Origin of the sequence: Haloarcula rara (genome assembly GCF_029338235.1) — an archaeon.
GTDB lineage: Archaea > Halobacteriota > Halobacteria > Halobacteriales > Haloarculaceae > Haloarcula > Haloarcula rara.
The window spans coordinates 1,303,569-1,322,574 of record NZ_CP119785.1 but is presented as its reverse complement, the minus strand read 5'-3'; the positions used below and the strand labels follow the sequence as shown (position 1 = coordinate 1,322,574).

Annotated in this window: 22 protein-coding genes and 2 pseudogenes; 12 read left to right on the top strand and 12 right to left on the bottom strand. The window is 65.2% G+C overall.

Annotated features, from left to right (window positions below; genetic code table 11):
• Positions 1 to 305: 305 nt before the first annotated feature.
• The 3 genes from P1K32_RS07015 to P1K32_RS07005 are packed head-to-tail and all read left to right on the top strand — an operon-like array spanning position 306 to position 1,685.
• Positions 306 to 1,313 carry a restriction endonuclease gene (locus tag P1K32_RS07015; RefSeq protein WP_276251958.1) on the top strand — a complete coding sequence of 336 codons (1,008 nt, stop codon included), beginning with the start codon at positions 306 to 308 and terminating at the stop codon, positions 1,311 to 1,313.
• Positions 1,314 to 1,321: 8 nt separating this feature from the next.
• Positions 1,322 to 1,507 (top strand): hypothetical protein, encoded by a 186-nt coding sequence (locus P1K32_RS07010; protein ID WP_276251957.1) that lies wholly within the window; start codon positions 1,322 to 1,324, stop codon positions 1,505 to 1,507.
• 25 nt (positions 1,508 to 1,532) lie between these two features.
• Complete coding sequence (locus P1K32_RS07005) at positions 1,533 to 1,685, top strand: hypothetical protein (protein ID WP_276251956.1); 153 nt, start codon at positions 1,533 to 1,535, stop codon at positions 1,683 to 1,685.
• A gap of 2 nt (positions 1,686 to 1,687) precedes the next feature.
• Here P1K32_RS07005 and P1K32_RS07000 read toward each other — a convergent pair whose 3' ends face one another.
• From P1K32_RS07000 to P1K32_RS06990, 3 genes are all read right to left on the bottom strand, one after another.
• A complete protein-coding gene (locus P1K32_RS07000; RefSeq protein ID WP_276251955.1) occupies positions 1,688 to 2,131 on the bottom strand; it encodes an acyl-CoA thioesterase in 444 nt (147 codons plus the stop codon).
• Between the two features lie 42 nt (positions 2,132 to 2,173).
• Positions 2,174 to 2,842: an AIM24 family protein gene (locus tag P1K32_RS06995; protein ID WP_276251954.1), complete on the bottom strand. Its 669-nt coding sequence runs from the start codon at positions 2,840 to 2,842 to the stop codon at positions 2,174 to 2,176.
• A 127-nt stretch (positions 2,843 to 2,969) separates the two neighbouring features.
• Positions 2,970 to 3,944 (bottom strand): DUF5784 family protein, encoded by a 975-nt coding sequence (locus P1K32_RS06990; RefSeq protein WP_276251953.1) that lies wholly within the window; start codon positions 3,942 to 3,944, stop codon positions 2,970 to 2,972.
• 1,374 nt (positions 3,945 to 5,318) lie between these two features.
• Here P1K32_RS06990 and P1K32_RS06985 point away from each other — a divergent pair.
• Complete coding sequence (locus tag P1K32_RS06985) at positions 5,319 to 5,492, top strand: DUF5786 family protein (RefSeq protein WP_276251952.1); 174 nt, start codon at positions 5,319 to 5,321, stop codon at positions 5,490 to 5,492.
• Here P1K32_RS06985 and P1K32_RS06980 read toward each other — a convergent pair.
• Together P1K32_RS06980 and P1K32_RS06975 are read right to left on the bottom strand one after the other, a co-directional pair.
• Complete coding sequence (locus P1K32_RS06980) at positions 5,479 to 6,210, bottom strand: DUF7530 family protein (RefSeq protein ID WP_276251951.1); 732 nt, start codon at positions 6,208 to 6,210, stop codon at positions 5,479 to 5,481. The two genes, P1K32_RS06985 and P1K32_RS06980, sit on opposite strands and share 14 nt — an antisense overlap.
• Before the next feature lie 75 nt (positions 6,211 to 6,285).
• Positions 6,286 to 7,196 (bottom strand): annotated as a pseudogene (locus P1K32_RS06975) (YkgJ family cysteine cluster protein).
• Between the two features lie 75 nt (positions 7,197 to 7,271).
• Between P1K32_RS06975 and P1K32_RS06965 the strand changes: the two are divergent.
• Positions 7,272 to 7,481, top strand: coding sequence for a DUF7561 family protein (locus P1K32_RS06965; protein ID WP_276251948.1), 210 nt, complete (start codon positions 7,272 to 7,274; stop codon positions 7,479 to 7,481).
• 1 nt (position 7,482) lies between these two features.
• Here the strand turns inward: P1K32_RS06965 and P1K32_RS06960 are convergent, their stop codons facing one another.
• From P1K32_RS06960 to P1K32_RS06945, 4 genes are all read right to left on the bottom strand, one after another.
• Positions 7,483 to 7,890 carry a hypothetical protein gene (locus P1K32_RS06960; RefSeq protein ID WP_276251947.1) on the bottom strand — a complete coding sequence of 136 codons (408 nt, stop codon included), beginning with the start codon at positions 7,888 to 7,890 and terminating at the stop codon, positions 7,483 to 7,485.
• On the bottom strand, positions 7,890 to 8,189 hold the full coding sequence (locus tag P1K32_RS06955) for an amphi-Trp domain-containing protein (RefSeq protein ID WP_276251946.1): 300 nt from the start codon (positions 8,187 to 8,189) through the stop codon (positions 7,890 to 7,892). The genes P1K32_RS06960 and P1K32_RS06955 overlap by 1 nt, the downstream gene beginning before the upstream one ends.
• A 278-nt stretch (positions 8,190 to 8,467) precedes the next feature.
• Complete coding sequence (locus P1K32_RS06950; protein WP_166967680.1) at positions 8,468 to 8,662, bottom strand: cold-shock protein; 195 nt, start codon at positions 8,660 to 8,662, stop codon at positions 8,468 to 8,470.
• Between the two features lie 154 nt (positions 8,663 to 8,816).
• Positions 8,817 to 9,089 carry a zinc ribbon domain-containing protein gene (locus tag P1K32_RS06945; protein WP_276251945.1) on the bottom strand — a complete coding sequence of 91 codons (273 nt, stop codon included), beginning with the start codon at positions 9,087 to 9,089 and terminating at the stop codon, positions 8,817 to 8,819.
• A gap of 122 nt (positions 9,090 to 9,211) precedes the next feature.
• On the opposite strand from P1K32_RS06945, the gene P1K32_RS06940 reads away from it, so the two are divergent.
• Positions 9,212 to 10,936, top strand: a complete 1,725-nt coding sequence (locus P1K32_RS06940) for a helicase C-terminal domain-containing protein (protein ID WP_276251944.1) — start codon at positions 9,212 to 9,214, stop codon at positions 10,934 to 10,936.
• Between the two features lie 183 nt (positions 10,937 to 11,119).
• Here the strand turns inward: P1K32_RS06940 and P1K32_RS06935 are convergent.
• Positions 11,120 to 12,209: pseudogene (locus tag P1K32_RS06935) on the bottom strand (class I SAM-dependent methyltransferase).
• Positions 12,202 to 13,329, bottom strand: a complete 1,128-nt coding sequence (locus P1K32_RS06930) for a 60S ribosomal export protein NMD3 (RefSeq protein WP_276251943.1) — start codon at positions 13,327 to 13,329, stop codon at positions 12,202 to 12,204. Before P1K32_RS06930 ends, P1K32_RS06935 begins: the two are co-directional and overlap by 8 nt.
• Positions 13,330 to 13,451: 122 nt before the next feature.
• Here P1K32_RS06930 and P1K32_RS06925 point away from each other — a divergent pair, with 122 nt between their 5' ends.
• Positions 13,452 to 14,153 (top strand): TVP38/TMEM64 family protein, encoded by a 702-nt coding sequence (locus tag P1K32_RS06925; RefSeq protein ID WP_276251942.1) that lies wholly within the window; start codon positions 13,452 to 13,454, stop codon positions 14,151 to 14,153.
• A gap of 40 nt (positions 14,154 to 14,193) precedes the next feature.
• Here the strand turns inward: P1K32_RS06925 and P1K32_RS06920 are convergent, their stop codons facing one another.
• The gene (locus tag P1K32_RS06920; protein WP_276251941.1) at positions 14,194 to 15,087 is read right to left on the bottom strand and encodes an NAD-dependent epimerase/dehydratase family protein; all 894 of its coding nucleotides are present in this window, start codon (positions 15,085 to 15,087) and stop codon (positions 14,194 to 14,196) included.
• Positions 15,088 to 15,194: 107 nt separating this feature from the next.
• On the opposite strand from P1K32_RS06920, the gene htpX reads away from it, so the two are divergent.
• The 5 genes from htpX (at position 15,195) to radA (ending at position 18,773) form a co-directional block, all read left to right on the top strand.
• Positions 15,195 to 16,067, top strand: a complete 873-nt coding sequence (gene htpX, locus P1K32_RS06915; RefSeq protein WP_276251940.1) for a zinc metalloprotease HtpX — start codon at positions 15,195 to 15,197, stop codon at positions 16,065 to 16,067.
• 82 nt (positions 16,068 to 16,149) lie between these two features.
• Positions 16,150 to 16,434 carry a HalOD1 output domain-containing protein gene (locus tag P1K32_RS06910; RefSeq protein WP_276251939.1) on the top strand — a complete coding sequence of 95 codons (285 nt, stop codon included), beginning with the start codon at positions 16,150 to 16,152 and terminating at the stop codon, positions 16,432 to 16,434.
• A gap of 123 nt (positions 16,435 to 16,557) precedes the next feature.
• Entirely contained in the window at positions 16,558 to 17,175 is a 618-nt protein-coding gene (pspAB, locus tag P1K32_RS06905; RefSeq protein ID WP_276251938.1) for a PspA-associated protein PspAB, read from the top strand.
• Between the two features lie 2 nt (positions 17,176 to 17,177).
• Positions 17,178 to 17,594, top strand: coding sequence for a hypothetical protein (locus P1K32_RS06900; RefSeq protein WP_276251937.1), 417 nt, complete (start codon positions 17,178 to 17,180; stop codon positions 17,592 to 17,594).
• 129 nt (positions 17,595 to 17,723) lie between these two features.
• Positions 17,724 to 18,773, top strand: a complete 1,050-nt coding sequence (gene radA, locus P1K32_RS06895; protein ID WP_276251936.1) for a DNA repair and recombination protein RadA — start codon at positions 17,724 to 17,726, stop codon at positions 18,771 to 18,773.
• The last annotated feature ends 233 nt before the right edge of the window (positions 18,774 to 19,006 follow it).

Genomic DNA, 19,006 nt, shown 5'->3' with positions numbered 1-19,006 from the left:
GGAATTTGAATCCCTGGAAGACGAACGCAGTGAGTCTTCCTCTGGTTCAAATTCCGGCCTAGGCTCTTTCTGCACACAAACTACGAGCGGCGCGTTTCATCGCGCCGCGTCCCGTGTCGCTGTACGAAGCTGAAGCGGGATTTGAATCGAGAGAAGAGGCAGCGTGAGCGGAGCGAGCGACCGTCTTCGCGTCGTTCAAATTCCGGCCACTACCCCGTCACCACGAGCCGCTAGCGTAAACTGCGCGAAGTGACACCCCAATATCGGCGTACATGCTTATATGCGCGTAGACGCAGCAGTAACGCATGAAGGCGGCGTCTATGCGAGACCATCTCCGCGACCGGATGTACGAGACGACGCCGGAGCTGTTCGAAGTTCTGTGCAAGATGGTTCTCGCTCGTCGGTTGCAGACGGAGTCTGTGCAGGTGACGGCGTTCCGCCAGGACGAGGGGATCGATATCGAGGGCCGTATCGACGAGGACGTCTTTACCGCGCTGTTCGGGGCACAGGTCAAGCGGTACGCCGAGGGAAACACTGTCGGGAACAGCTACATCCAGCGGTTCAGCGGTGCGTTGACGCAGGCGAACTATCAGACCGGGACGTATATCACGTCCAGTTCGTTCACCGAACCCGCCGTGGCGGCAGCCGACGAGCTGCAGATTCAGCTTGTCGATGGCGAGCGTCTCGCGAAGACGATGGTACAGCATCAGATCGGGGTGAGCGAACAGCAATCTGGGTACGAGGTCGACGGCGAGTTCTGGGACGCACTCGAAGAGCCAGAACAGGAAGCGACGGTCCCCTCGAGCGAAGTCCCGCTCGCGAACAGTTTCGAGACACTCCGTCGGTTCCTGAACGCCATCGAGACGACGGACGGCACGAAGAGCGCGATACACGGCGAGGTCGCGGAGTTCGACTCGAGACACGCCGACCTGTACGGGACTGCGGGATGGCTGCTGGGGTTCGTTCACAAGGACACACCGAAACTGGTGGACGGCCGCGAAGTACGCCGCTGGGGACTCACGAGTGCTGGGACGAAGTATCTCAGGCTGCACGAACGCGATGACACGCAGGCCGCCGAGAAGCTGCTGGTTGACGCAGTCCGCGAGGTCGAGATTGTCACGCGCGTATACGAGGAACTCAAGCGGGACGGCGAACTATCCTACGACGGTCTGAAAGCGACGCTGGCGGCGGAGACGACACTGTCTCAATCGAGCGTCGCACGTCGGTCGAGCACCGTCGCGCAGTGGCTCACAGTGTTGCCAGACGTCGACACGGTTGCCGATGGACACAGCAAAACGTTCGTCCTGACATAGATTATCGCATGGCCCAATCGAACAGTGTCACGCTCTCGCGGATGACCGTCGCTTCGGCCGCCGACACGCTCCGCGATTACAGGGACGAACTCGAAGACGCCGGTACAGAGGGAGAGTACACACAGGAGATCCGAGATGTCGTTGCGTCGCTTGACGCTGCCCTGGAAGCTGGGAGTCACGACGAAGGCGGCTGAGTCGGTATCGGTCATGATGGTAGCGATGCCGGCCCACGGAGCGGCGACGGCCGATTTTTCGGATATCGCGGCCACCTTTACGAGAAACGGTGCGGCGATAGGGTTCGCTGTCGGCGCGGTCCTGGGCGCGCTGGGCGGGGCCAGTGGCTCCGCGCTGGGTCGGGAACTGCGAACCTGACCTCACTCTCGGTTCGGTTCCTCGGCCAGCGCCTTCTCCTTGAGTTCCTTGCAGCGTTCGCCCTTGACGTCGAGGTCGGGGACCGGCGTCGGCTTGCCGTCCTCGACGGCGACGAAGGTGGCGTAGGCGGAGGTGGTCGGCTCGGTCTCGCCGGTGTGGGGGTTCTCCGCGCTGACGTCTATCCGCACCCGCACGCTCGTCCGGCCGGTTTCGTAGGCGTAGGACTCCACGAGCGCGTTGTCGCCGATGGGGATTGGACGCTCGAAGTCGACGCGAGACATCTGGGCGGTGACACAGGACTGCTGGGCGGCTCGCATGGCCGACATCGCGCCGATTTCGTCCATCCACTTCATCACGAGTCCTCCGTGGGCAGAGTTGTAGTTGTTGGCGTGGGTCGGCTGGACGCGCTCGCGGTTGACGATGTGGGTCTCGGCGACGTGGGGCATGGGACGGCATACAGCGGCCAGAGATAAAAGCGGGCTGTGTCGCTACTGCTGCGGGTTGGCTTCCTCGAACGGCTGGACGACGACGAACCCGTCGGGGTTCGTAAACTCCAGCTGGTAGCGCTCGCCGGAAGACTGGCCTATCATGTCCGTGAGGTTGCGGTTGACGCTGCTGGACGGGGAGTTGTTGGCGCTCCAGGCCACCGTCGCCTGCGGGTCGGTCTTGACCGGCGGCGTGAGCACGAGCGGGGTGCCGTGGGTCGTGATAGCGATGCTCCCCGGCCCTTCGAGGAAGACGTTCGTCAGGCCGCCCGCGGAGCTCGCGGAGAGGCTGCCGATGGTCGAGATGCTGTAGTCGACACTCGACTCGAAGGCCAGCACGTCGTTGCCGTTTATCGAGATGGACTCTCCGGCGTCGAGGTCCAGCACCTGGATATCCTTGGCCTGGTCGGCGACGTAGAGGTGGCCGGTCCCCTCCACTTCCATGACGGGCGTCCCCTCGCTGGTCGCCTTCGACTTGATGAACCCCGTGATGCCGCCCTCGGCGTTCGAGCTGCCGGTAAAGGAGAGGTCGCCCTCGTAGGCGACCATCGAGCCGGCCTTTGCCGTGACCGAGCCGTCGACGGCGATATCAAGGAGCTTGCTGTTCTCTAGCTGGAAGGTGTCGCCACCCTCGTCGGGCCTGTTATCGCTGATGAATTGGTCTACGTCCATGTGTCTCCCGGCCGAGTGGTCGGCCGCTACCGCCCGGTTCACTGTGGACGTACGAAAATTTTGCCTTATTCGAGCGTGGATTTACCGCCGGCTGGCCGAATACGAACGCGGACTGTCGTCTGGACCGTCAGAACGGGAGCGGGAAGGGGACAGAGCCCCGTGCGTACCCCTCGAGGCGGCCGTCGGGGCGGTAGCGGAAGGCGACGAGGGGCTCGTAGCCGACGCTCGGTCTCTCGGCGAGCACCCGCGCCCACTCGTCGTCGTGGAAGGAACTGCAGTCGACGACCAGCACGGCCCCGGGGTGGGCCGCCAGCTGGTCGCGTGTCTTGGCGTCACCGGAGACCTTCAGCGCCCCGATGGCGGTGTCGACTTTCCGCCGGTTGGGCGGCCGGGGGCGTGTCACCTCGACGAGGGTGTCCTCGACGCGGAAGTCCACGGAGTGACCGGATTTGAGCTCGACCTCGGGGACGATGTCGTTGCCCGCGTCGACGAGCAGCTTCGCGGTGTTGAACTCCCCCATCGTCGCCTGCATCCGCGCGAGGTCGAATCCCTGGCTCGTGCCGAGTTTGCTGGCCATCGTGTAGCGGTAGTCGTCGAGGACGCCCGTCGCCAGGAAATCGTCGTAGAACTGCAACCCCGCCTCGCGGTCGGCGTCGGGGAACCCGGCGGCGTGGTCACGGAAGAACGTCCGCGTGGAGTCGCGGCCGTCCTTCGAGAGAAACACGGGGAGGAAGAAGTACGCGAGCGCCTCGTACTCGGTGAGCCACGGGTCCTCGACCTCCAGCTGGGCGAACAGTTCCCGCTGGGCCCACGCCGAAATGGCCTCGGGACTGCGCTCGAAGCGCTGCTTGTCCGTCCGCCAGAGGGTCTCGGGGGTCTGGGTGTTGCCCAGCCAGTAGGCCTCCTGGCCGTTCCAGATAAAGAGTGCCAGGTCGCCGTTGTCCATCTCCAGCCTGCGGGCCGCCCACCCCTCTGGTGGGGCGAACCACGGGCCGTTCAGTTCCGCGCCGAACGTATCGTCAAGCGGGGAGAGTAAATCACGCCGGACACGGTCTTCGTTCCAGCGTTCCGTCGAATGTCGAAATCGAATCGGGCCAGCCACGTTGTGGTATACCCGGTCAGTGGTCTTGTGCGTTCCGTTGGGTCGGCACTGTGGCCGCTTTATTTGTCCCATCCAGTATACCATAGAGCGGATGGACGGGACGCTTGTGTATGGACCGCCAGCAGTCCTGACAATGTCAGTAGATTCTCTGAGCGCCGTGCAAGATGCAGCGCGCGTATCTTGCAGTTGAGAACCGTCAGATTTGACCGGTGCTGATCGATCAGTACAGATTGTGGCCACACCCTCACCGACGACCAGCGCCGCGACACCCGGTGATACCAGCGAATGTCTTGCGAACCTTCACTGGGTTTTCATTAATGCGGTAATGCGCACCGAACTCTATTGTTGCGTTGATAACACTCAGCGAAAGCATCACTAATCACTGCGCGAAGGTCTCTTGGATGCTGACAACCGGTAGTTACCGGCTGTCGACATTTTCCGAACTGTCCGAAGAATCAGCAAAATGGGACCTGATTTTATTCCAGGCGTATATACCTATTACAACACCAAGAGCCACAGTGTAGCCAATACTAGGACCTTCTGTAATCATCCTTATTCGTTATCGCCACCTTCGGACACCACTTTGCTAAACATTACGGGAGGGCTCTAGCCGTAGCGAGAACCCTAATGGATCGGAGTGAGTAGCTTTTGTCGCATCCGACGAAACCGTTCGCTACACAACCTTTCCGAGAAGCGTTCTTACCGGTGGGGTTCTCAAAATGGCTCTCGATTAATTTGGTGAAACAGAATTCAGCCTTGTGATATTGGCACCGACTGACGTACAAGATATACCCTCTGTATCTTGCATGATGGCTCTGATCGAACTCTGATGCGTGGTCGCGGTAAGTGTGTGGCTCGTGATACATGAAGTTACATGTCCCTGCAGCCGCCGCTATGAGGTTGCTTCTGTCCGCGCGAGCACAGCGAGGGTGAGCAACGCGAACCCTCGTTGCGAACGGGGAACAGCGTGACCCGTGAGCACAGCGAGCGCGGTTCACGCGAATCGCCTCTGGCGATTCGCGGCTTTTTCAGGAACGTTCGGGAGAGCGAAGCTCTACCGCAGCCCATCAGAAATCTCTGATTTCTGAGGACGTTTTTTAAGCAGGGTGCCCGCAGCGAGCCTCTGGCTCGCGAGGACACCCGACGTGGTTCGGAAGGCGCTTCGCGCCTTTCGTCATCACGAGAGAGTCGTCCGAAAATTGAAGATTTTCGGAAGTGAGCGAATCGGAGATTCGCGATCTGTGCAAGACCTCCGGTCTTGCAGCATCACGAGAGAGCTCCGCTCTCTCGGACGACTTCGCTCTCTCGAACGACACAAAAAGGTTCGGCGTTAGATTGATAATCTCTACCACACTACGTTAGGTGTGGTAAGTTATGTCGATGGGAGCATACGACGACGACGAACACGAACGCCGTGAGCGAAAGAACAACGAGGTCGACCTCTCGGAGGACGACGACCGGACAGCCTACCACGGCAAGGTGAGCTACGACGGCGACGAGTCGACCGAGGAGCTCCTGGACCAGTTCAAACAGATCAACTCAGACTAAAGCCGTTTCTGGACCTGACCTGCAACAGCGCCACGGAGACGCCAGTGACGACTGTGACGGCGGTCACGTGAGCCAGCAGGGCCGCGAGCAACACCGGCTGGTTCAGGACGAACGGGACGAGCACGAGCTGGAGGACGCCAAAGCCCCACGTCTCGATGTCGGCACGCTGGAACACCCGGGCAGTGTCGGGCTCGAACTGGAAGCGCAGCGACCGCCAGAGGCCGGTGACGCTGGCCCACCAGCCGGTGCCGATGCGGTAGCAGATGTCCCAGAGGATGAGCAACATGAGATATACCACCAGCACCGGCGGCTCCGGGCCAAAGAGCGTGTTCAGCAGCGGCGAACTCGCAGTCTGGGGATCGAAGACGAAGATGTGGGTCAGCAGGGCGATGTAGGCGAGCACCGAGAGGACGACCTCCATGTTCGAGGAAAAGAGCAGCGCCCGGTAGGTCGGCGGGACGTCGATACGGCGGACGAGCGTGCTGATGCGGAGCATCTCGACGCTGCCGACGGTGGCGACGAAGATGACCGCTGTCGCCGCGATGGCGACGTTCCAGGTGTCGTAGTACCACGAGAGACCGACGACGGCGACCTCGAAGACGACCAGCTGGATGGCCAGAGCGGCCCACGTCGGCAGGCGGATACCCGGTAAGGCGCCGACGATGCTCTCGTACACCCACGTCTCGCCGTAGTCGGGACGGGGGGTCTCGTTGCTCACCACTTGCCCCCGCCCGGCTGTGCGTGCATACCCACAGGGAGGGCCGCAGGCTGTTAAAATGCCCTGTCGCCCCGCTCACCACCCGGGTGTCGGGGGTGCGCCGTCCTCCACGTCACCGGGCTCGGGAGCGTCGGCGGCGCGTTCGCCCACCGCGTCGGCCGCCCCACCCCACCGGTCGATAGCGCGACCGACCCACGAGTCGGCCCGCAGAATCCGTTCGAGCGCCTGCTCGTAGCGGTCGTCGTTGACCGCGAGCGTTCCGGGACTCGAGGCGGCGGCGACGGCGACGAACTCCGCGCGGTCCTCACGGGTCAGTTCCCCGTCGCGGAACCGCTCGATGCGTCCGGTCACCCGGTCGGGGTCGGGGTGGGCGAAGACGCGCTCGCCGACCGCGCCGGGGCCGAACAGGGGGGAGACGTCGGGCGGCTCGTCGTCGAGCAGCCGTCGGCCGCCGTGGACCGCCTCGACGCGTTCACACTCGGTCTCGGTCGCAAGCAGCAGGTTCTCGCCGGGGTAGGTGTTGCAGGCGTCTGGGTACAGGTCGCCGCCGTGGATGCGACACTTACTGGTGGCTGTAACAAACTGACGTAATTCGCCACCCCGGGTGGCGAATATCGTTACGAACTTACAGCCACCAGTAACTGCAGCGTCGTCGGGTCCAGAAAGACACAGCTCCGGAGCCACGTCGTCGGCCGGTCGAAAGGGGCGACTGGTTTGGGTGGCTTCCGAAGGCCCACGAAGAACACCGGCCGCCCGTCGATGGCCGCCACGTCGACCCCGCCGAGCGTGACACTCCGGTCGTCGTTGGCCCGCCAGAGCCGCGGGCGCAAGGCGTCGCCGTGCCCCGCCTCGACGAACCGCCGAATCTCCCCACGCGTGAGCGGAACGAGGTTGTACGTGTCGTCCAGCGGGTCGAACGGCCCGGTCCGCTCGTGGTCGATATCGCAGTCGGTGAGGGGCCGCCAGTCGATACACACCCCTCGCAGTCGACGTCCCTGTGTTCGTGTAGGTGGGCCGACACCAAAAGGAAGGTCCTTAGGCGCGAGGCCGCAAGTCAGGGCATGGCATCGGACACCTGTGACGGCTGTGACGACTCGGTGTCCATCGGCGGCGGTATCGCCAACATCTGGACACAGGAGAGCCGCCCGACCGAGGGGATTATCCTGGAACTGGGCGACGGCACCGAGCACCTGCTCTGTTATGACTGCATCGACAGGCTGCCAGACGACCGCGAGGTGACGGCAAGCGACGTCGCGGCGCTGGAGGACTGAACTACACACCAGGAATCCCGAAGGCGTCGGTCGCGATACCCAGCAGGGCGAGCCCGTACAGTATCAGCACTGCCACGATCCAGGCGACGAAGGCGATACCCAGCGCCGTCCCCCAGCCGCCGGGGTACTGCCAGTTGATGACGCCGACCCAGGCGAGCAACATCAGTATCGGACCCAGCAGCGGAATCCAGCCGAAGAAGACGCCCACCAGCGCGTAGACGAGCGCGCCGAACAGGGCGGTGACGGCCGCTCGCCGGAACCCGGTGTCCCGGTCGACGAGTACCTGTGCACCGAGCGCTATCGCTACCGTGCCGACGAGCAGGCTCACGAGGAAGACCAGGACGCCGCTGACGATGGACGCCGTCGCGACCGCTCCCTGCAGGACCGGCGCTGCCACTGGTCCGGCCATCACTCTGACCGGGTGTCGTCCGGCGTCCCTCCGTCCGCCGCCGCCTCCGCCGTCGCCTTCGTGGGGGTCCACTTGAACCGCAGTTCCAGCTCCTCGACGTCCTTCCGGAGGCGGCGTGAGCGCTCGGTCACCGTCGCCTCTGTGGCGATGCGCTCGGGCGGCGAGAGCTGGACGCGCTTGTTCCCGATAGCGACACGGATGCGGTCCTTGTCGGCGTCCAGTTCGTCCGCGATGGAACGCAGGAACTGTGCGGTCTCCGCTCTGGTCAACTGCGTCTCGTGGCTGGTCGTGTCTGACATCGTACAGGTTGCTACGAGCTGTCAACTAATTAAACTGTGTTCGGACGGAGCGGACGACGGTGGGGAACCGTCGCCAGGGGGTGGAGGGCCGGCCGCGGGGACTGGTCCGGCGGTTCCGGGTTCGTGGTCGATGGCCGTATATCGGGCTGGCCAGTTGCTGGCCCGGCAGTCCAACCCCGTGTTTTAATTGGTCGTATCAGGTCTGCGCCACTGCTCGCCGGTCAGCGTCGATAAAACAAAGTATCAGATGAGGTCGCCGAGGCGACCGGAAATCCGAGTTAGTTGCGGACGACGTTCGTCGCGCGGGGGCCCTTGTCGGCCTGTTCGATGTCGAATTCGATCTCCTCGCCTTCTTCGAGGTCCGGACCGCCAACGTCCTCCATGTGGAAGAAAACGTCCTCGTCCGCGTCCTCAGTCGAGATGAAACCGTAGCCGCCTGTGTCGTTGAAGAAATCAACCTTACCGTTTGCCATTACAAACAAATGTACAGGGGGTATATGTATAAGAGTTCCGAGGGTACCACTCACACGACCGTGCGTGTGTGAACAGGCGCCACGACCGGTCGGAGCGGCCAGTGGTCGTGGCCGCCCACGGGAACCGACGGCCCGGCACAGCGATATGCCGCCATCACTCGTCGGTCACCAGAAAATACCTGACGGGGTTCCGACGCCCGCCGCCGCGATAGAACTCCGAGTAGCCACAGCGCGTACAGGAGACGACGCTGAACGCGCTTGCGTCCATGCCGACCAGCCGCTGTGCTGTCCCTTCTGTCATCGAAATAGTGCTGACGTCTACCTCCTCGTGTTCGCACTTCGGGCAGTGGCCGTCGGGCGGCTCTTCCGCCGGTTCCGTGGGCGACTCCTTCTCGTAGCCTCTCGACCAGCCGCCGTTCCCACTCATACCGGGCGTTCTCGACTGATTTCAATAATCCTTCTGGAGCCTGATTTCTGGTCTCGGGTGTCACACTCCACGTCGCCGACCGACAAGAAAGGTTTACCCCCACCCGGCCGTTCGCTTCGCTCGTGTACCCGGCGCGGATTCACGACGAGTTCCCGGCTCCGAGCTACCGGGGCAACCAGAAGCAGGCCCTCTCGGACATCCGCGCGGCCTTCGAGCGCGGCAAGGACGTGGTGCTGGTGCGGGCACCGACCGGGAGCGGCAAGTCCCTGCTCGCCAGAGCCATCGCGGGCACGGCCCGCACCGCCGGTGAGGCCGCCCCCGAACAGGTCGTCGACGCCTACTACACCACGCCGCAGGTCTCACAGCTCGACGACGTGGCCGAAGACAGTCTGTTAGAAGACCTCTGTGTCATCCGCGGGAAGAACAACTACGACTGCATCCTGCCGGGCGAGACGGACACGCCGGTCGACCAGGCACCCTGTGTCCGTGAACGGGAGTTCGACTGCCAGGTCAAGCATCGGTGTCCGTACTTCTCGGACCGCGCTATCGCCTCGAACCGGCGCATCGCCGCCATGACGCTGGCTTACTTCATGCAGACTGCCGGCAGCGACGTCTTCGGCAAGCGGGACGTGGTCGTCATCGACGAGGCCCACGGCCTGGGCGAGTGGGCCGAGATGTACGCCACCATCGAGCTGTCGCCCTCGACGATTCCGTTCTGGGGCGACCTTGACGTCCCCGACCTGGACGGGCTCGACGAGGCCGTCAAATTTGCCGAGCGCATCGAACACGTCACCGAGCGCCGGGTGAAGGAGCTACGGGGCAACGCCGAGCTCTCCCCCGACGAGGTGGCCGAGCGGGACTCGCTGAATAAGCTCCGAAGCGACCTCTCGTGGTTCCAGGAGGACTACCGGGACCCCGAGAGCGCGACCACGTGGGTCGTCGACCAGAACGGCGGCGAGGGCGCGCCGGTGACGGTCAAGCCGATGAACCCCGAGAAGTACCTCAAACACACCGTCTGGGACCGCGGTAACCAGTTCGCCCTCCTGTCGGCCACCATCCTGAACAAGGACGCCTTCTGTCGGAACGTCGGACTGGACCCGGCAGATGTCGCCCTCGTCGAGGTGGGCCACACGTTCCCCGTCCAGAACCGCCCGCTGTACGATATCACACAGGGGAAGATGACCTACGAGCACCGCGACGAGACGCTCCCGAAGGTCGCCCGCGCCATCGTCCGGGCGATGGCCCGCCACCCCGACGAGAAGGGGCTGGTCCACTGTCACTCGTATGCGATTCAGGAGCGACTGGACGAACTGCTCACGGAGTTCGGTGTCGGGCCCCGCGTCCGGAGCCACGACTCCGAGGACCGCGACGGGGCGCTGTCGGCCTGGAAGCGCAGCGACAACCCCGACTGCTTCCTCTCGGTGAAGATGGAGGAGGCCCTCGATCTGGAGGGGGACCTCTGCCGGTGGCAGGTGCTGTGCAAGGCGCCGTATCCGAACACCCGCGACTCACGGGTGGCCCAGCGCCTGGAGGACGGTCAGTGGGGCTGGTACTACCGGACGGCGTTGCGGACCGTCATCCAGGCCTGCGGGCGCGTGGTGCGTGCGCCCGACGACCACGGCGCGACCTATCTGGCCGACGCGTCGCTGCTCGACCTATTCGAGCGCGCCCGCCCCGATATGCCCGACTGGTTCGCCGAGCAGGTCGACCGCCTCTCCGAGCCCGACCTGCCCGAGTTCGCACCGGACCGGGCGCTCGCGGGCGTCTCGGCGAGCGCGAAACGGCGCCGCGACCGCTCGCAGTCCCGATCCAGCGGCAGTCACCCCCTCTCCGACGTCTGGGATTAGATGAGGAAGGCCGCGCCGTAGACGAACGACGAGCCGACCATCAGAAAGACCAGGATGATGGCGAGTATCTGCTGTCTGTCCATACCGCTCCTTTCGCGGACACCCAATTAGGCGTTGCGACACTCCCAACATCGCTGTGCTGTGCGACCGGCCAGCCGTGGCGTATCCACTGGGGAGGTGCTCTCACGACACCCTCGCGTCCACGACGACGTGTGAGACTCCCTCGCTGTGGCTCTTGACCCGCCTGGTATCGAGTATCTCGACCGAGCGGCCGGCCTCGGACGCGGCCGCTTCCAGTCGCTCGACGGGCCGCTCGAAGACCAGTTGCTCGGGCGTGGTCTCGTGCATGTGGAGCGTCCCGCCCGGTGCGAGCGCGGCCAGCGCGTGGTCGAGATACTCCCAGGACTCGTAGTAGCCCATCACCACGCGGTCGACGGGGCCGCCGTCGAGACCCGCGTCGATTACCTCGCGGCAGTCCGCCCGGTAGGGATGGACCAGCCCGTCGACGCCGTTGCGCATCGTGTTCTCGACGAGATAGCGAAACGCCGTCGGATTGCGCTCGACGGCGGTGACCTCGGCGCCGGCCCGTGCCATCGGCAGCGTGAAGTAGCCGATGCCGGCGAACATATCCAGCACGCGCTCGCCTGTCTCCACTCGGTCGCCCACCCGGACCCGCTCGGCCTTGTTGCCCGGCGAGAACATCACCTCGGCGAGGTCCAGCGCGTACTCGGTGCCGTGTTCGGTGTGGACCGTCTCGGTGTCGCCCTCACCGGCGACGACGGTCACGTCGGGTTCGCGGTGGGCACCGCTGATACCGTTGCGGGCCAGTACGGTGTCGGCCTCGCCGTGGAGCGCGAGCAGCGCCTCGCCGACCTCGGCGGGTCGGGGGCCTCCCCATCGCCACCAGGACGACGCTGCCGACGACCGCCCACGAGGCGGGCGCGGCGTCGAGTTCGTCGTCGCTCCACCCGCGCTGGCGGAGGTGGTCCGACAGCGAGCGCAGGCGGCGTTCGCCGACCTGCTGGACGATTTCGCGCACCTCGACGGTCTCGGGCGGCGCGGTCACCGGGACGGCGACGCCGTCGTCGTCCCACGACTGGACGCTCCGGCCGTCGTCGTAGACGCCCTCCGTTTCCAGTGCGTCGATGACCGACTCCGCGCGGGGCTTTGCGACGACGACGGCCAGGTGGCGGGTACCGAGGTCGGCCCCGGCCGCCGTGTCGGACGCATCGGAGTCGTCCTCGGAACCCGTCTCCGCCGGCTCCTCACTCATCGTCGCGCTCGGCCGCCGGCAGGACGTGCAGCCCCGCGTGGCTCTTGACGACCGGCACCTCGTCGGCGTCGGTGTCCATATACGAAGGTCGAGGGACGGTCACGCTCTCGAAGGTCTCGGGGTCTAACACCTGGACGGCGTTGTCGTCCTCGACGGCCACGAGCGTCGTCGGCTCGCCGTCCTCGCGAAAGCCCAGCCGGCGGGCGTCGGGCGCCTCGCCCTCCTCGAAGCGGGCCTCGTAGGGCTCGCCGGTCGCCAGGCGAACGCCCTTCAGGTTCCCCTGCACCGAGCGCACGAGGACGGGACCGTCGCCGTCCTCGGGGTCGATTATCTCGCCCTGGCGATACCGGGGCAGCCGCACCGCGTAGGTCATCCGGTAGAGCTTCTGGCCGTCCTCGTCTTCGGTGATGAGTCGTTTCGAGTCGGAGTAGCCCCCGCCCAGCTGGGCCGTGATGCGCTTGGCGATGCCGTGGCCCATCTGGTTCGTCGATATCTTCATGTTCAGCCCGTCGTCGACCTCGTTGGTCTCCGTGATGAAGGCGTTGCGGTCCCCCGTCGCCTCGCGTTCGGCGATGTACTCCTGTGCGATGGTCTTTGCCCGCTCGACCTCCTCGCCGGTCGGGTTCCGGCCGTCCGCGCGCACCTGGACGACACTGGCAAAGGAGCCGCCGGCTATCTTCCCGCAGCGTTTGCAGGTCTGCCGCGAGATGCGCACCGGGACACTCACCTGCTCGTGGACCGGCGTCCCCCGAACCACGCCCGAGAATTCGGTGTGCATGCGGATGTTGTTGCGGTCGAGCTGTTCGGGCGCGACCTGCCAGTCGACGGCCTCGGCGTCGACGTGGACGCCCAGGGCCTCGCTGACCTGCTCGACGGCGATGTCGGTGTAGTCGTCCGCGCCCACGTCGACCCAGCGGTTCCCCTTGTGGACCGCCCCACACTGGCTACACACCCGAACCTCGATGGTCTCGGGGGCGTCCACCAGGTCGAACTCCTCGAAGTAACAGGCGTCACAGAGGACTCGCTCGGAGTCCCGCTGTGCGCCCGGGAGCGCGGGGCGGTCCTCGGGTGGCTCGAACTCGTCGCCACACTTCGGACAGAAGGCTCCAGACCGGCTCATTACCCTGTGTACTGGATTCGGGCTGTTACGTATTGCGTTCTGTCGGCCGTCGGCGCTCGCCGTCGACAGTGCAGACAGCCCTGCGAACACTCAAGTCAACGAAAGGACATATCCGACACGGGATGCAGCTATTCTCGTCCGCCGAGTCCCGGAAACGCGGCGTCCTGGTCTCGCTTCTCGTCCTGACTGGCTTCCTCGTCCTCTACCTGTCGGTTCGACGATACGCCCCGTTCCTCTTCGACCCGGTCGAACTCCGCGCCTGGATAGACAGCTTCGGCGCGCTGGCTCCGGCCGTCTTCATCGTCGTTCAGGCCGGCCAGGTCATCTTCGCGCCGATTCCCGGCCAGGTAGTCGCGCTCGTCGCCGGCTACCTCTTCGGGCCGCTGGCCGGTACCGTCTACAGCGTCACTGGCGTGCTTCTCGGGAGTGCTATCGCGTTCTCGCTCGCGGACCGGTACGGCCGGACGTTCGTCGAAGACGTCCTCCACGACGACGTCGTGGCCCGCTTCGACGGGTTCGTCGACCGCGTCGGCGTCCCGGGACTGGTCGTCTTCGTCGTCATCCCCGGACTCCCGGACGACGCCGTCTGCTTTCTCGCCGGACTGACCGAGTGGCGGCTCCGGACGTTCATGTTCGCCATCGCTATCGGCCGCCTCCCGGCGTACGTGCTCACCGTCTACGCCGGCGGCGAACTCGCGAGCGGCGAGTTCCTCGAGGGAATCGCGATACTCGGGGGTCTGATCGCCGCCTCCGCCGTCGGTTACTACAAGCGCGAGGCGATACGTGACGGGGTGGTGCGCCTGCGGGAGCGCAGTCCGTTCTGAGACGCTCCCTCTGTGCGGGCACGGTGTCGTGGCGGTCGGCTCACTCGGCCAGCAGGCTCGGTTCGTCGACGTCCGCGTCGGCCGCCTCCCGCCAGGAGTACTCGGGCGTCCAGTCCAGCAGACCGTCAGCTTTCGCCGTCGACAGCGCCGACTGCTCGCCGGTCAGTTCACACCGGGCGGGCACCTCGCCCCAGCACTCTTCGACGAGGTCGGCGGTCGGGCGGCCGACGTAGTTCTCGGCCGCGGCGGCGTGGAACGCCTTGTGGCCGTCGAACTCGGCGTCCAGCGCCGCAGCGACGATACCCGCCACGTCCCGCACGTCGACGTAGGACCAGCAGTTGCCCGCACCCCCCGCTAAATCGCCCTCGGCCACGTCGCGACAGGTGTACTCGCCGGGGTACTGGATCCAGGAGGGCCGGATGGACGCCACGCTGACGCCGTCGCGGCGGGCGACCATCTTCGCGACTTCCTCGCCGGCCACCTTCGAGGTACCGTAGGGGTCCTCGGGGACCATCGGGTGGTCCTCGTCCATCGGGAGGTAGGCGGGGAGCGGCGTCTCCGCGGCGAACGCCAGGCCGTAAGCGCTCTCGGAGGACGCCCAGACGATATCGGCGCCCGCGCGGCCGGCCGCGTCGAGGACAGTGTAAGTCGCCTCGATATTGGTCTCGAACACGCGGCTCCCGGCGTGGCGCTCTGGCGAGGGGAGCGCCGCCCAGTGGACGACAGCGGCGGGGGAGAGTTCGCTCACGAGGTCCCGGACCTCGCCCCCGTCGGTCACGTCTACCGCCCGGAAGTCGATGCGGTCCCGCGTCGCTATCTCCCAGCCGGGGTGGTCCAGGTCGACGCAGACGACGCGGTAGTCCTCGGCGAGGCGGTCACATATCCAGCGGCCCGAGCGACCCAGCCCGCCCGTGACGACGACTGTCTCGGTCATGGGCTGTCGTTGTAGGCGTTCGTACATATGCCTGCGGGCGTCGTCCGGAGAGTGTGTCATGTGCACACGATAGCGGGGTTTTAGCCGCTTGGTCACCTAGCTAACATATGCAGTGGCAAACCGACTGGGGACTCCGCGGGCGGATGGCCCTGACGATGTTCCTCCTCTTTGGGCTCTACATCGTCTTCCTCGGCGTCCTCGTGCTGTATTTCGATAGCATCGCGCTCATCATTCTCGTTATGGCGCTGTTCATGGGCGCGCAGTTTTTCTTCAGCGACAAGCTCGCGCTGTACTCGATGGGCGCTCGCGAGGTCGACCCCGACGAGTACCCCGAGCTCCACCGGCAAGTCGAGCGGCTGGCCCAGCAGGCCGACCTCCCCAAGCCAACGATTGCTGTCGCCGACTCCCGGACACCCAACGCCTTCGCGACGGGCCGCTCCCAGGACAGCGCCGCCGTCGCCGTGACGACGGGCATCATGAACCTCCTCGACGACGAGGAACTGGAGGGGGTGCTGGCCCACGAGCTCGCCCACATCAAGAACCGCGACGTGATGGTGATGACCATCGCGTCGTTCCTCTCGACCATCGCCTTCCTCGTGGTCCGGTGGGGCTGGCTGTTCTCGGGCGGGCGCTCGCGTGGCGGCCAGCAGCAGGCCCCCGTCTTCGTCGCCATCCTCCTCTCGCTGGTGGTGTGGATTATCTCGTTCCTGCTCATCCGCGCGCTCTCCCGGTACCGTGAGTTCGCCGCCGACCGCGGCGGCGCCTCGATTACGGGTCGCCCCGCGGCGCTGGCGACCGCGCTGATGAAGATAGACAGCGGGATGGAGAAAGTTCCCGAGAAGGACCTCCGGGGCCAGTCGGAGATGAACGCGTTCTTCATCATCCCAATCCGCTCGGGCTTTATCGGCCGCCTGTTCAGTACGCATCCCTCGACCGAGAAGCGAATCGAACGGCTCCGACAGCTGGAGCGGGAACTGTAATCATACAGCGCCGGTCCAGTTATCAAAATTTACAATCCGAGCGACATTTTCATATGTGAACAGTTGTCAATAGTAATCCACGATGGCGACAGCTACCCCTCCGGAGGACGCCGCCCACAAGATAGTCACCCGTGTCGCGGCGATTCGAGACGTGGAACCGACGGCCCTCCCGCCGCTGCAGGAGACCATCGACGTCGACTCGCTCGACGCGCTCCTTGACGGGCAGTTCTCGGGGACCTGTGCGTTCACCTACGCCGACTGTGAGGTCCGTGTCGGTGGTCACGGCCGGATTCGCGTCAGTCGTCGCCGTCTCGGGGACGCGCCGATAGATACCGCCGGACAGCGGCGACACCGACGCCGCAACTGAGGCCACCACCGGCCCCGAGTGACGGTCCGACACTGACAGGGAACCTGCTTCGATAGTTCGCAGTCCGCCCCTCGGTACCGCCGGGACGGCAACCGCCTTACCGCTCGCACCCGATGTATCGGTATGGGACTGCTTTCCGGACTCAAGAGCGTCCTCGGGATGCGCGCGGAGGCCGATGCGACCCGGGACGCCGACCCCGACGACCTCTTCGGGATGTCGACGGCCCACGTCACGATGGAGGCCGAGCTGGGCTACGAGCCGACCGGCGAGGCGGCGCTGTGTTTCGGTGACGTGGACAGCACCGACTTCCAGGCGGCCACCGACGAAGTCGAGGCCATCCTCGACGCCGGCGAGGCCGAGACCGGCACCGAGGCCGACTTTGTCGGCGACAGCCACGGCTACCGCTGGGTCGTCCTCCACGACGGGGACTTCGACGACCTCGTCACTTCTATCCATTTCGCCGCCGACACGCTCATCGAACGGCGCTACGGCTCCCGGCTGCTGGCGGCGCTGTTTGCTTTCGAGGACGAACGCAGCGGCGACCCGGCGTACTGGGTCTACTCTTTCCGCCGGGGGGCGTACTACCCGTTCGCCCCGGACCCCGACACCGACCACGAGCGCGACCAGGCGACGGAGTTCAAACTGGAGAGCAAGCTCGACGGCGAACTCAGCGTCGAGGAGGACAAGGCCTTCTGGTACCCGCTGTGGCCTGACCGCGCGGGCGACCACCCGTGGGAGTGACGATGTCAGCCCCTGACATCGCTGTCTACGACCACCTGCGCTCGACCGACCCCGACGACGACGATGCCGTCTACCGCGTCGTCGGCACCCGCCCCGAGAGCGTGACGCTCCTTCGCGTCTCCGACGGCGACGGCCGGCGGGCGAACACGGGGGAAGTCCTCACTATCTCCCGCGAGGCGCTCGACGGCTTCGAATCGGCGACAAACCCCGACGGCGGTGCCCTCACCACGCTACGTTCGGTGGTCAGCGGGGGCTACTGGGCGCTCCGGGCGGGCGGTCCGTTGCTGACCGTCGGCGTCGTCCTCGCCGTTCTGGGCACGCTCGGCAACGTGGGACTGTTGCCCCTGTCGGCGCTGGCCGTCAACGGGCTCGTCTTCCTCGGCTTTGCGTGTATCGTCGTCTCGCTGGTCGTCGGCTGACCCGCCGTGTCGCCCCTTCGCTTCTAAAAGTCCCGATATCGTGCTCCCGTCTCCCGCCGCAGTCTGGCAGTTTCACTTTCACCACACTGTTAACGGGGGTTTATATCCCATCGGGCGTAAGCCACGTTCATGTCCGAAGCAGCAGACCTCGAAGACCTGCCGGGTGTGGGGCCAGCAACAGCGGAGAAGCTCAAAGAGAACGGATTCGACTCCTACCAGGGGATCGCCGTCGCCTCCCCGAGCGAGCTGTCGAACACCGCCGACATCGGCGAGTCTTCGGCCTCCGACATCATCAACGCGGCCCGCGACGCCGCCGACATCGGCGGCTTCGAGACGGGCGCCACAGTACTAGAGCGCCGGGAACAGATCGGCAAGCTCTCCTGGGGCGTCGACGAGGTCGACGAGCTGCTCGGCGGCGGCGTCGAGACCCAGTCCATCACCGAGGTGTACGGCGAGTTCGGGGCCGGGAAGTCCCAGGTGACCCACCAGCTCGCCGTCAACGTCCAGCTCCCCGCCGAACACGGCGGGCTCGAGGGCAGTGCCATCTTCATCGACTCCGAGGACACGTTCCGCCCCGAGCGTATCGAGCAGATGGTCGAGGGCCAGACCGACGAGGCGCTCGAAGACATGATGAAGCTCCACGGCGTCGTCGGCGAGGACGAGGCCGCCGACGCGACCGACGACGACCTGATGGCCGACCTCGTCGAGTCGGTGCTGGACAAGATCCACGTCGCGAAGGCGTTCAACTCCAACCACCAGATTCTGCTGGCCGAGAAGGCCCAGGAGATTGCCAGCCAGAGCCAGGACGACGAGTTCCCGGTCCGCCTACTCGCGGTGGACTCCCTGACCGCGCACTTCCGTGCCGAGTACGTCGGTCGTGGCCAGCTCGCCGACCGCCAGCAGAAGCTCAACAAGCACCTCCACGACCTGATGCGCGTGGGCGACCTCAACAACACCGCCGTGCTGGTCACCAACCAGGTCGCGTCGAACCCCGACTCCTTCTTCGGCGACCCGACCCAGCCCATCGGTGGGAACATCCTCGGTCACACCTCCACCTTCCGTATCTACCTCCGCAAGTCCAAGGGGAACAAGCGCATCGTCAAACTCGTCGACGCGCCGAACCTCCCCGACGGCGAGGGCGTTATGCGCGTCGAGGGCGCCGGCCTGAAAAACGAGTAGCGAGACGCTGTTTCCGCTCGGGTCCTTTTTCTGTGCTGTCTCGGTCAGCGGCAGTGCCGGTCGGTGTGCCGTCTTGGGTCGTGTCCCCGTACCCCGAACCCCTTCGTTTCACGTGGAACCCGCCGCAGTCCCGCGTCTTTCGGGCGTCTGACGCACCGTGGTGAAAGTAGTCTTCACGACAGCAAACCGCCGGACGGCGATACATCTCCTGTCGAAACGAGGGGGTTGTGACC

Coding starts and splice junctions, on each gene's coding strand:
- P1K32_RS06900 (WP_276251937.1), top strand. CDS start 17,178: ATGTCAGCCCCTGACATCGCTGTCTACGACCACCTGCGCTCGACCGAC.
- P1K32_RS06960 (WP_276251947.1), bottom strand. CDS start 7,890: ATGGCCGGACCAGTGGCAGCGCCGGTCCTGCAGGGAGCGGTCGCGACG.
- P1K32_RS06995 (WP_276251954.1), bottom strand. CDS start 2,842: ATGGACGTAGACCAATTCATCAGCGATAACAGGCCCGACGAGGGTGGC.
- P1K32_RS06925 (WP_276251942.1), top strand. CDS start 13,452: ATGCAGCTATTCTCGTCCGCCGAGTCCCGGAAACGCGGCGTCCTGGTC.
- P1K32_RS06985 (WP_276251952.1), top strand. CDS start 5,319: ATGTCGATGGGAGCATACGACGACGACGAACACGAACGCCGTGAGCGA.
- P1K32_RS06910 (WP_276251939.1), top strand. CDS start 16,150: ATGGCGACAGCTACCCCTCCGGAGGACGCCGCCCACAAGATAGTCACC.
- htpX (WP_276251940.1), top strand. CDS start 15,195: ATGCAGTGGCAAACCGACTGGGGACTCCGCGGGCGGATGGCCCTGACG.
- P1K32_RS06965 (WP_276251948.1), top strand. CDS start 7,272: ATGGCATCGGACACCTGTGACGGCTGTGACGACTCGGTGTCCATCGGC.
- P1K32_RS07015 (WP_276251958.1), top strand. CDS start 306: ATGAAGGCGGCGTCTATGCGAGACCATCTCCGCGACCGGATGTACGAG.
- P1K32_RS06930 (WP_276251943.1), bottom strand. CDS start 13,329: ATGAGCCGGTCTGGAGCCTTCTGTCCGAAGTGTGGCGACGAGTTCGAG.
- P1K32_RS06955 (WP_276251946.1), bottom strand. CDS start 8,189: ATGTCAGACACGACCAGCCACGAGACGCAGTTGACCAGAGCGGAGACC.
- P1K32_RS07010 (WP_276251957.1), top strand. CDS start 1,322: ATGGCCCAATCGAACAGTGTCACGCTCTCGCGGATGACCGTCGCTTCG.
- P1K32_RS07005 (WP_276251956.1), top strand. CDS start 1,533: ATGCCGGCCCACGGAGCGGCGACGGCCGATTTTTCGGATATCGCGGCC.
- pspAB (WP_276251938.1), top strand. CDS start 16,558: ATGGGACTGCTTTCCGGACTCAAGAGCGTCCTCGGGATGCGCGCGGAG.
- P1K32_RS06950 (WP_166967680.1), bottom strand. CDS start 8,662: ATGGCAAACGGTAAGGTTGATTTCTTCAACGACACAGGCGGCTACGGT.
- radA (WP_276251936.1), top strand. CDS start 17,724: ATGTCCGAAGCAGCAGACCTCGAAGACCTGCCGGGTGTGGGGCCAGCA.
- P1K32_RS07000 (WP_276251955.1), bottom strand. CDS start 2,131: ATGCCCCACGTCGCCGAGACCCACATCGTCAACCGCGAGCGCGTCCAG.
- P1K32_RS06920 (WP_276251941.1), bottom strand. CDS start 15,087: ATGACCGAGACAGTCGTCGTCACGGGCGGGCTGGGTCGCTCGGGCCGC.
- P1K32_RS06945 (WP_276251945.1), bottom strand. CDS start 9,089: ATGAGTGGGAACGGCGGCTGGTCGAGAGGCTACGAGAAGGAGTCGCCC.